Origin of the sequence: Blautia sp. HCP28S3_G10, from assembly GCF_052065235.1 — a bacterium.
Taxonomy (GTDB): domain Bacteria; phylum Bacillota; class Clostridia; order Lachnospirales; family Lachnospiraceae; genus Blautia_A.
This window is the reverse complement of the sequence record NZ_JBQHUL010000018.1, coordinates 56820-66555: the sequence shown is the minus strand read 5'-3', so window position 1 is coordinate 66555 and position 9736 is coordinate 56820. Positions and strand designations below refer to the sequence as shown.

12 protein-coding genes are annotated in these 9736 nt (G+C 40.7%); 10 read left to right on the top strand and 2 right to left on the bottom strand.

What is annotated here, in order from left to right; all coding sequences use genetic code 11:
• Positions 1 to 220 precede the first annotated feature (220 nt).
• From ACTNB8_RS09120 to ACTNB8_RS09100, 5 genes are all read left to right on the top strand, one after another.
• Positions 221 to 937 carry a LytR/AlgR family response regulator transcription factor gene (locus tag ACTNB8_RS09120; RefSeq protein ID WP_441054030.1) on the top strand — a complete coding sequence of 239 codons (717 nt, stop codon included), beginning with the start codon at positions 221 to 223 and terminating at the stop codon, positions 935 to 937.
• Positions 938 to 1056: 119 nt separating this feature from the next.
• Positions 1057 to 2394 (top strand): MurT ligase domain-containing protein, encoded by a 1338-nt coding sequence (locus ACTNB8_RS09115; protein WP_441054028.1) that lies wholly within the window; start codon positions 1057 to 1059, stop codon positions 2392 to 2394.
• The gene (locus tag ACTNB8_RS09110) at positions 2391 to 3110 is read left to right on the top strand and encodes a type 1 glutamine amidotransferase (protein WP_441054026.1); all 720 of its coding nucleotides are present in this window, start codon (positions 2391 to 2393) and stop codon (positions 3108 to 3110) included. Before ACTNB8_RS09115 ends, ACTNB8_RS09110 begins: the two co-directional genes overlap by 4 nt.
• A 73-nt stretch (positions 3111 to 3183) precedes the next feature.
• Positions 3184 to 3783: a hypothetical protein gene (locus tag ACTNB8_RS09105; protein WP_441054024.1), complete on the top strand. Its 600-nt coding sequence runs from the start codon at positions 3184 to 3186 to the stop codon at positions 3781 to 3783.
• A 17-nt stretch (positions 3784 to 3800) separates the two neighbouring features.
• Positions 3801 to 5285, top strand: a complete 1485-nt coding sequence (locus tag ACTNB8_RS09100; RefSeq protein ID WP_441054022.1) for a substrate-binding domain-containing protein — start codon at positions 3801 to 3803, stop codon at positions 5283 to 5285.
• Positions 5286 to 5342: 57 nt separating this feature from the next.
• Here the strand turns inward: ACTNB8_RS09100 and ACTNB8_RS09095 are convergent, their stop codons facing one another.
• The gene (locus tag ACTNB8_RS09095; RefSeq protein WP_441054020.1) at positions 5343 to 5915 is read right to left on the bottom strand and encodes a xanthine phosphoribosyltransferase; all 573 of its coding nucleotides are present in this window, start codon (positions 5913 to 5915) and stop codon (positions 5343 to 5345) included.
• A gap of 389 nt (positions 5916 to 6304) precedes the next feature.
• On the opposite strand from ACTNB8_RS09095, the gene yedF reads away from it, so the two are divergent.
• From yedF to ACTNB8_RS09070, 5 genes are all read left to right on the top strand, one after another.
• The gene (gene yedF / locus ACTNB8_RS09090; RefSeq protein WP_441054018.1) at positions 6305 to 6928 is read left to right on the top strand and encodes a sulfurtransferase-like selenium metabolism protein YedF; all 624 of its coding nucleotides are present in this window, start codon (positions 6305 to 6307) and stop codon (positions 6926 to 6928) included.
• A complete protein-coding gene (locus tag ACTNB8_RS09085) occupies positions 6925 to 7161 on the top strand; it encodes a DUF3343 domain-containing protein (protein ID WP_441054016.1) in 237 nt (78 codons plus the stop codon). The genes yedF and ACTNB8_RS09085 overlap by 4 nt, the downstream gene beginning before the upstream one ends.
• Positions 7162 to 7198: 37 nt before the next feature.
• Complete coding sequence (locus ACTNB8_RS09080; RefSeq protein WP_296157146.1) at positions 7199 to 7426, top strand: hypothetical protein; 228 nt, start codon at positions 7199 to 7201, stop codon at positions 7424 to 7426.
• A 79-nt stretch (positions 7427 to 7505) separates the two neighbouring features.
• On the top strand, positions 7506 to 7853 hold the full coding sequence (locus ACTNB8_RS09075) for a metal-sensing transcriptional repressor (protein ID WP_296157147.1): 348 nt from the start codon (positions 7506 to 7508) through the stop codon (positions 7851 to 7853).
• Positions 7854 to 7894: 41 nt separating this feature from the next.
• Positions 7895 to 8731: a P-loop NTPase gene (locus ACTNB8_RS09070; protein ID WP_441054014.1), complete on the top strand. Its 837-nt coding sequence runs from the start codon at positions 7895 to 7897 to the stop codon at positions 8729 to 8731.
• A gap of 92 nt (positions 8732 to 8823) precedes the next feature.
• Here the strand turns inward: ACTNB8_RS09070 and ACTNB8_RS09065 are convergent, their stop codons facing one another.
• On the bottom strand, positions 8824 to 9693 hold the full coding sequence (locus ACTNB8_RS09065) for a LysR family transcriptional regulator (RefSeq protein ID WP_441054012.1): 870 nt from the start codon (positions 9691 to 9693) through the stop codon (positions 8824 to 8826).
• Positions 9694 to 9736 lie beyond the last annotated feature (43 nt).

The window sequence follows — 9736 nt, the reverse complement described above, 5'->3', positions numbered from 1 at the left end:
AACAGGCATAAGCCTCTTTCTTCATCCTGTGTATTTTATTCAGTTTTCAATGTCACAGATGAAGGAAAGGGGCTAAATTTATGCCTAAAAATAAGGTTTTCGGACAGGCTGGGGGGGGTACTCTTAAAGGTGGTATAATATATAGACGTGAGACTCAGTTTAATACTATTTAAATGAGCATGGATATGAAAAAGAGAAATACTAAAGGAGTTATGTTTGCATGAAACAGGCTGCAGTAGCAATTTGCGACAATATTTCAGGAGAGGCATCGCTTCTTGAAGAATATATATGTGAATTTGTTCCCCACGCTGTAATCACAAAATATTCCAGTGGTAAAGAACTCCTGGAGGCTATTGAGGAAGATACATTCAGCTATGAACTGGTATTTCTGAAAGTTGAACTTCAGGATGAAGATGGAATTGAAATGGCCCGCAGGATCCGTGAATATAATTCAAGAGTTGTTCTTGTTTTTATGGCTGAAAGCGAAGAGTATTACAGACAGGCATTTGATCTGTTTGTTTATCAATACCTTCTGTGTCCTCTAAACAAAGTTAAAGTAAGGGAGATTTTTGAAAGACTTGGAAAAATAGAAAAAAATTCAGAGAAGATTATATATTTTAGATATCGATCACAGATTTTTACTATAAAACAGAACGAAGTTTCGTACATATCAAGAAGTCTTCATACAGTGAATTTTCATCTGATAAACGGTGAAAGTATACATTGTAGAGGTAAATTATGTGATTTTCAGGAACAACTTACGAACAGCTCTTTTTTGCGCTGTCATCAGAGCTTTTACGTTAATATGAAAGAAATCATGGGAATGAAGGCAGACAGCTTTGTATTAAAAGATACCGTAATACCTATATCCAGAACATATATGAAGGCATCACAGAAAGCCTATCGGGAGTATCTTGGAAATATTGAAATTAAATAAGTCAAATGAGCAGATCCGTAATTGTAAAATAATTACGGATCTGTTTTTGGGTTGATAATTTTTATAAATTAGCGTAAAATTATTCACATACGTTAATACAAAGAAAAAGGAAGTAGAATATGAACATAAGACGAATCGCTGCAATCTGGTCTGCGAAGGCTGCCGGCTTTGTCTGCAAGAAAATGGGCAGGCAGGGTGTTACCTGGGCAGGAAAGATTGCTTTAAAAATATATCCGCCTGTTTTAAAAGAACTGTCAGCTGAAATAAAAAAAGATATTTTTGTTGTCTGTGGAACAAACGGAAAAACAACAACAAATAATATGCTCTGCGCAGCACTCGAGGCGGAAGGTCAGAAAGTAATCTGTAATCATACAGGATCAAATATGCTGAACGGCGTAGTTGCTGCTTTTGTACTTGGAGCAAAGCTGAATGGACATATAGATGCCGATTATGCATGCATTGAGGCTGATGAGGCTTCTACAAAGTATATTTTTCCACAGATAAAACCATCTTATATGGTTATGACCAACCTTTTTAGGGATCAGCTGGACAGATATGGTGAGATCGATATTACCATGAATATTCTGGAAGAAATGATAGGAAAAGTTCCGGATCTGAAACTGGTCGTTAATGGAGATGATGCTCTTTCTGCTTATCTTGCCATGGATACAGGACATCCGTCGATTTATTACGGAATCAGCAAACCTGTAATGAAGAATGAAACGAATGAGATAAGAGAGGGAAGATTCTGCAAACGTTGTGGAGAGAGGCTTCAGTACAGCTTTTATCATTACAGCCAGCTGGGAGACTATGTCTGCCCTTCCTGCGGATTCAAAAGACCTGTACCTGATTTTGATGCAGAGGATGTAAAAGTAGGCGACCAGATATCATTTTCAGTCGAAAACAGACATTTTATTGCAAATTATAAGGGATTTTATAATGTCTATAATATTCTTGCTGCTTATGCCGGTGTACGGACAGCCGGATTTGAAGGGACACATTTCAATGATATGCTGAAAAGATTTAATCCTGAAAACGGACGAATGGAGCAATTCCGCATCAAAGGTACAGGAGTTACTCTTAATCTGGCAAAAAATCCGGCCGGATTTAATCAGAATATAGCGGCTGTCATGCAGGACAGATCCCCAAAAGATGTAATAATTGCCATTAATGATAATGCACAGGATGGAATCGATATTTCCTGGCTCTGGGATGTGGATTTTGATCTTTTCAGAGAAGAAAGCATCCGTTCTATTACAGTGAGCGGAATCCGTTGCCAGGACATGCGGCTGCGCCTGAAATATGTAGATATACCATCGATGCTGGAGGCAGATGTTGAAAAGGCAATTTCCGACAGAATTGCTGACGGAACAGGAAATCTTTATGTACTTGTCAATTACACAGCACTTTTCAGCACCAGGAACATTCTGAAGAAAATGGAGGAGGAGCAGAAATGAAAGTTACAATAGGACATCTGTATCCGGATCTTCTGAACCTCTATGGTGACAGAGGAAATATCCAGTGCCTTATGAAGCGCTGTCAGTGGAGAGGAATTGAGGCTGAGACGATTGCATATGAAATAGACGATAAAATTGATTTTTCAGGACTTGATATAGTTCTTCTTGGAGGAGGTTCCGACAGAGAACAGATGCTTGTATGTGAAAAACTCAAAGAGATCCAGAAAGATTTTAAGGCATACGTGGAAGATAACGGTGTAGTAATTGCTATCTGCGGTGGATATCAGCTGCTTGGAAATTACTACAAAACAGATCAGGGAACAATTCAGGGACTGGAACTTGTAGATATGTATACGGAACAGGAAGAAGGCCGTCTGATCAGCAATATAGTTCTCAAAAGTGATCTTTTCGATATGCCGGTTGTCGGGTTTGAAAATCATGGAGGAAGGACCTACATTAATAATAATAAACCTCTTGGAAAAGTTTTATATGGTGCAGGAAATGACGGGAAAAGCGGATATGAAGGTGTTACTTATAAAAATGTTATAGGAACCTATCTTCATGGCCCGCTTCTGCCGAAGAATCCTCAGCTGGCTGATCTGTTGATTCTGAGGGCACTGAGAAGAAAATATGGAGAGCAGGTGGAACTTGAACCGCTGGAAGATAAAGAAGAAAAAGAAGCAAACAGTTATATCTGTAACAGGTTCGTGAAATAGGGACTTGTATCTCTGAGAGGCCAACGCTATAATTAGGACGATTACTAGACGATAACAGAAACGAGGGGATAAAATGGCCAAATCACATAATCAGAAAGCCAAGATTTTGATTCTGGAACAGATGCTGTGCAGTACTGGGGAGAACTGCGTGGTAACAATGCAGGAAATACTCGAAAGACTTACGGAATATGGCATCAGGGCAGAACGCAAGAGTATTTATGATGATATTGAAGCACTTCGTGATTTTGGAATGGATATCAGATTCAGGCGTGGAAAACCGGGAGGCTATTATCTGGCAGGAAACACAGAAATAAAATCTTCTGTTCTGCCTGAAAAAGAAACTGTCTCAGAATCACAGAAAGCAGAAAAAGAGCCTGAAGTTGTGAGTTCAGGGATTCATCCGGATGAAATTCAGGATATGTCTAAAACAATGAAACTGCATTACAAATCTGAACGCAGAGATGAAGTGGAAGCATATTTTGGAACAAGAGCAGAGTACAAAGAAAAAGACAGTAATGAACTGACCGTAATCGTACCATTAACAGCAGGTCCGTATTTTTATGGCTGGCTGACAGCAATGAACGGTGATGTGCGTATATCAAAACCGAAAAAAGCTGCAGCTGCTTACAGAGATTATCTGAAGTCTCTTGCAAGGGAATATAAAGGCATTTGAACAGAAAGGACAGAAGAATGAAAAAAAAGACAACAAGTATTTTGTTGGGCGTTTTTCTTGCTGCGTCCATGGTGACTGGGTGTGGAAAAGCCAATAAGGCTACTGAGGTTGCAAATGAAAGTGCACAGACTGAAAAAGAAGGCACCGGAGAAGTAGCGGAGGGCGAGGTTGCTCAGACAGACAGTAAATCAAAAAAAACTGAGGAAACTGACAAAGCAGATCAGAAAGATGACACAAAGGCAGATTCAGCGTCAGAAGATTCTGCGGATAATACGCAGGAAGATACATCGGAAGAGGAACAAAAAGAAAAGATTGCAGTTCTTCTTCCAGATGAGGATAGCTGGTCTGTAGATGGAGAGGAACTGGAAGCCAGGCTTACGGATGACGGATATGAGCCGGTGATCATGTATGCTGAGGGAGATGTATCCAAACAGGTTATGCAGATTCAGGATATGACAGAAGAAGCAGTCTCTGCATTTGTAATCGCACCTGTAGATGCATATGGACTGAAAGATGTTCTGGCAGATGTGAAAGAAGCGGAGATACCGGTTGTTTCTTATGATGAACTTATCATGGATACGAACGCAGTGAGATATTATGTAACATTTGGCGGACGTCAGATCGGTCAGATGGTTGCAAAAGAAATTATAGATAAAGAAGAACTGGATAAGGTACAGGAAGATAAAGAATCCAGATCAATTGAATTTCTTATGGGTTCTCAGGACAACACACAGGCACTGTTTTTCTATAATGGCCTGATGGAAACACTGCAGCCTTATCTGGATGACGGTACACTTGTATGTAAATCCGGCAAAATTTCATTTGATAACAGTGGCATTTTGAGATGGAGCAGTTCCCAGGCAAAAACAAGAATGTCTGAGATTCTTGAGGAGTTTTATCCGGATGGGGATTCTCCTGATATTATCTGTACCGGATTTGACGGAGCAGCACTAAGTGCGATAGATGTTCTGGAAGAGGCTGGTATTGTAAGTGGCACTGAAAAGTGGCCAATGATCACAGGCTCCGGCTGTGAAGCAGATGCTGTAAAGCGTATTGCAGAGGGAAAACTGGCATTCAGCGTATTTACAGACAGGAGAGAACTGGCAGATCAGTGTGAGAATATGGTAAATGTATATCTGCATGGTGATGACGATCCAGAGGTAAATGATTATGAACAGTATGATAATGGAGTTAAGATCATTGCTACATATCTCTGTGAACCACAGCTGATCGATCAGGATAATTATGAAATCCTTATTGACAACGGATATTATACAGCAAGAGAAGTCAGACCTGAAGCAACACCAACACCGATGCCGGAGGAAATAAGTCCGACACCGATGCCGGAAGAAATAAGCCCGACACCTGTACCGGAAGAAATAAGCCCGACACCGACACCGGAGGAAATAAGCCCGACACCGACGGAAAAGGCAGCAACACCGTCTCCATCGGTTACAAAAAAGGCAACACCATCCCTGACAGAAAAAGTCAGGAAAAGCTAAAATAAAATCCCATCACCACAAGGTGATGGGATTTTAATTGTTAGAGAAAAGCCCTGTTTATTCCTGGAAAGTCAGAGAATCATCAGTCATGGATTCTACGATTGCAAGTGATTCCAGGCGGACGCCCATATCACGAATCTTTTGTCCACCATTCTGGAAGCCTTTTTCGATAACAATTCCTGCCCCTTCAAGTGTGGCACCTGATTCTTTTACAATGTCGATCAGTCCAAGAAGTGCACAGCCATTGGCAAGAAAATCGTCAATAAGAAGTACATGATCTTCAGGTCCGAGGAATTTCTTGGATAAGATTACATCATAGACTTTTTTGTGAGTAAAAGATTCTACTTTTGAACAGAACATCTCACCATCCAGATTCAGACTCTGTGCTTTTTTGGCAAAGACTACAGGAACATCAAAATACTGTGCGGCGATGCAGGCAATACCAATACCGGAAGCCTCAATTGTAAGGATTTTGGTGATAGGACAGTCTGCAAAACGTCTCTTAAATTCTTTACCGATTTCGTTGATGAGAGTGATATCCATCTGATGATTCAAAAAACTGTCTACCTTTAATATATTTCCTGGTTTTACGATTCCATCTTTCAGTATACGGTCTTTTAAAAGCTTCATGATTTCTCTCCTTTGAATGTTGTGATCATTTTGTAACTGTAAGCTACGATATTTTAATGAAATTATATCTATGATACTCTATTCTGCAAAGAAGTTCAATTATTTTCGACAAAAAGTTTCAGGATATGATATTGAAAGTTACTGTTCACAGGTAATATTCCGCGAGGTGTTTTGCCATGAATATGGCAAAATCCCGAGACATACGGGTCAAAATCCCATCACCGAAGGTGATTTGGAATGGATTTTGACCAAGTTGCTGTGAACGGAGTGAACAGTAACTATTGAAATAATGGATTAATAATGATAAGTAACTTACATTGAAAAAGTATCCCGGCTCTGTTACAATAAAAATTATAAAAAAATATATATCGACTAAGGAGTGGATATTCATGAGTGAACAGAAATATACAGTTGATGCCAGAGGCGAACAGTGCCCGATACCGGTTGTAAAAACAAAGAAAGTTCTGGATGGAATCAGAGGAGATGCAGAAATCACAGTTCTGGTAGACAATGAAACAGCAGTACAGAACCTTACCAGAATGGGAAAACATGCAGGTGCAGAAGTCAGTTCTGTAAAAAAATCCGACAAGGAATTTCATGTAATAATGAAAGTCAGAGACAGACAGCCGGATGAAACTTCTGTTTCGGAAGAAGTAAAATGTATTCCGGATGTAAAAGGAGATTTTGTAATCGCAGTAGATACAGCAACTATGGGAAGAGGAAATGACGAACTCGGAAAAGTCCTTATGAAAGGATTTATTTTTGCGGTGACACAGTTGGAGACTTTGCCGGAAACAATACTTTTCTATAATGGCGGTGCTACTCTTACAACAGAAGGTTCTGATTCCCTGGAAGATATTAAGAGCCTTGAGGCACAGGGAGTTACCATTAAGACATGCGGAACCTGCCTGAACTATTACGGACTTACTGACAAACTTGAGGTGGGTGAAGTGACTAATATGTATGATATCACCGAAACACTTGCAAAGGCAGGAAAAGTTGTAAAACCATGATCCAGAAGATTGACAGGTATATTCTGACTTTTTACAGCACCAGTGGGGCAATCGCAGTAGAAAAATTCTGTAAAGAGAATAATATTCCCGGAAGACTTCTTCCTGTGCCAAGAGAGATATCTGCAAGCTGTGGGCTATGCTGGGCAGTTCCGGTGAAAGACAGAGAAAAAATCCGACAGGTAGAAGATGAGTTTGCAGAGGATATTGAGGGAAAATGGCAGCTGAAACTGTAGTCACAACCGTATAGTATTACAGAAAGAAAGATATAATATGAAAGAATATGAAGTAATCTGGGAAATTTTTAATAAATGTCCCAGAAATCAGATGAGAGATGTTTTTGTAGAAGAAGTGGAGATACAGGATCCGGAAGAATATGTGAAACAGAAGTTTCAGGGAAAAGATGTCTCTTACGAAAAGACGGTACTGGAAGATGGTACAGTGATATTTGATATTGTCACATCACAGATAAAACAGAGATGTTCCTTTACAGAGATCTGACAGATGTGATATAATAAAAAGATAAGCCAACAGGGTTCCAGTGCAATCAGTGGAACAGCAGAAGGGAGACACAGAGAACATGAGTGAAGTAAAAGAAACCCATGTACATGTTCTGGAGGATGGTACAGTAATTGAGCATACACATGACGGTCATGGACATCATCACAGTCATGAACAGACAAAGGCGGTACTGAACCGGCTTTCCAGAGCAATCGGTCATATGGAATCCATCAAGAGAATGGTCGAGGAGGGAAGAGACTGTTCGGAGGTTCTGATCCAGCTTTCTGCTGTAAAATCAGCAATTAATAATACAGGCAAGATTATTCTCCAGGATCATATTGAACACTGTATAGTAGATGCGGTAGAGCATGGAGATCGGGAGGCAATCAAAGAACTTGAACGGGCTATCGACCGTTTCATGAAATAATACAACTGTTCACAGTAACAGAATATAAAGGAGTAACAGAAATGGCAAAAGAATGCAGCAACAGTTCATGCAGTAAATCCAGCTGCGAAGGATGCGCAAGCAAAGGAAAAAGTGAGCCGCAGAATTTTCAGGCAGAGCAGAATATTTTTTCAGATGTAAAACATGTAATAGGCGTAGTCAGTGGTAAAGGCGGTGTGGGCAAATCATTCGTGACTGCTTCACTGGCAAATGCAATGGCAGCCAGGGGATTTAAAGTCGGTATTCTGGATGCAGATATTACAGGACCGTCAATTCCTAAGATGTACGGCCTCAAGGGTGCAGCACAGGCAGATGATAATGGTATTTATCCTATGGTAACAGAGAACGGAATCAAGGTTATGTCTATTAATCTTCTTCTTCCTACAGAGGAAACACCGGTTATCTGGAGAGGACCTGTTCTTGCAAACATGGTAAAACAGTTCTGGACAGATGTTATCTGGGATCAGATTGACTATCTCTTTGTGGATATGCCTCCGGGAACCGGTGATGTACCGCTTACTGTATTCCAGTCACTTCCGGTTGACGGAATTGTGATCGTAAGTTCACCGCAGGATTTGGTTCGTATGATTGTCCGCAAGGCATATAACATGGCAGAAATGATGAAGATTCCGGTACTTGGTATTGTAGAAAACTACAGCTTTGTTAAATGTCCGGATTGTGGGACAGAGATTAAGGTGTTCGGCGAAAGCCATATCGATGAGATTGCGGAAGAACTGAATGTTCCGGTGCTTGGTAAGATGCCGATAGATGTATCATTTGCAGCCAAGGCAGACAGCGGTGCGTTTGCACAGATCGATAATCAGTATATTAAGGCAGCAGTGGAAGTAATGCCTGAATAAAATAACAGATATCAGAGTAAAAAATCCCTGACGGATTCCAAAAGGAGGAACCTGCCGGGGATTTTTGCATACAGAAAAATGTATAAAAATGCTCAGAACATTTCTACAAAACGTTTAGCGGCCTGTGACACAGGAAGATTATCGTGACGGACCAGAATAAGTCGGCGGGGCGGCAGAGGCGAAGCAAGCTCTATTGGGACAAGGCTGTTGTGAGAGCGCAGCATGTAATCTGGAATGCAGGCAACACCAAGGCCGATACCGGCCAGATCCATAAGGAGATCATTACTGTTCAGTTCAACTTCCGGCAGCAGTTTCAGTCCGTCTGTTGCGAATACATGATGCAGATATTCACTTGTAGTAGATTTGGAAGAAAGCATGAGAAGAGGAAAGTCCAGGAGTTCTTTCAGCTGAAATACTTTCCCGCTTACCGGGAAACTTCCTGGATCAGCAGCAAAAATATCATGAAATTCTTTCAGCGGCTGTACTTTCATATGACTTCCAATTCGGGAATTGGGTGAATTGCAGACTACAAGATCAACCTGTCCTTTTTCAAGAAGTTCCACACAGCCGATGGAAGTGCTGTTGGTGATCTTGATTCTCACATCCGGATATTTCTGGTGGTATTTCTGAAAATATTCAATAAGAAAATAGCGGCAGATCGTGTCACTGGCGCCAATACGGAGCTGACCTTTCAGCATGGTATCGCCGGAAAGGAGAGATTCTCCTTCATTCAACATTTCAAGAGCCGGTTTTACATGCTGAAGAAGAAGCTCGCCTTCAGGTGTGAGAAGAACTTTCTTGGTGCTGCGGATAAAAAGCGTGTGGTTCAGGCGCTTTTCCAGGGCTTTGACAGACTGGCTCACTGCAGACTGAGAAATGAATAATTGTCGTGATGCCTCGGAAAAACTTAAGGTTGTGGCAACGTAATAAAAAACCTTGTACAGTTCAAGACTGATGTCCATAGAAACCTCCTGATTATTAATAAGAGTAATTAATAAAAAATAT

Excerpts from the sequence above, each read along its gene's own strand:
- ACTNB8_RS09120 (WP_441054030.1), top strand. The coding sequence starts at position 221 with ATGAAACAGGCTGCAGTAGCAATTTGCGACAATATTTCAGGAGAGGCA.
- ACTNB8_RS09115 (WP_441054028.1), top strand. The coding sequence starts at position 1,057 with ATGAACATAAGACGAATCGCTGCAATCTGGTCTGCGAAGGCTGCCGGC.
- ACTNB8_RS09110 (WP_441054026.1), top strand. The coding sequence starts at position 2,391 with ATGAAAGTTACAATAGGACATCTGTATCCGGATCTTCTGAACCTCTAT.
- ACTNB8_RS09105 (WP_441054024.1), top strand. The coding sequence starts at position 3,184 with ATGGCCAAATCACATAATCAGAAAGCCAAGATTTTGATTCTGGAACAG.
- ACTNB8_RS09100 (WP_441054022.1), top strand. The coding sequence starts at position 3,801 with ATGAAAAAAAAGACAACAAGTATTTTGTTGGGCGTTTTTCTTGCTGCG.
- ACTNB8_RS09095 (WP_441054020.1), bottom strand. The coding sequence starts at position 5,915 with ATGAAGCTTTTAAAAGACCGTATACTGAAAGATGGAATCGTAAAACCA.
- yedF (WP_441054018.1), top strand. The coding sequence starts at position 6,305 with ATGAGTGAACAGAAATATACAGTTGATGCCAGAGGCGAACAGTGCCCG.
- ACTNB8_RS09085 (WP_441054016.1), top strand. The coding sequence starts at position 6,925 with ATGATCCAGAAGATTGACAGGTATATTCTGACTTTTTACAGCACCAGT.
- ACTNB8_RS09080 (WP_296157146.1), top strand. The coding sequence starts at position 7,199 with ATGAAAGAATATGAAGTAATCTGGGAAATTTTTAATAAATGTCCCAGA.
- ACTNB8_RS09075 (WP_296157147.1), top strand. The coding sequence starts at position 7,506 with ATGAGTGAAGTAAAAGAAACCCATGTACATGTTCTGGAGGATGGTACA.
- ACTNB8_RS09070 (WP_441054014.1), top strand. The coding sequence starts at position 7,895 with ATGGCAAAAGAATGCAGCAACAGTTCATGCAGTAAATCCAGCTGCGAA.
- ACTNB8_RS09065 (WP_441054012.1), bottom strand. The coding sequence starts at position 9,693 with ATGGACATCAGTCTTGAACTGTACAAGGTTTTTTATTACGTTGCCACA.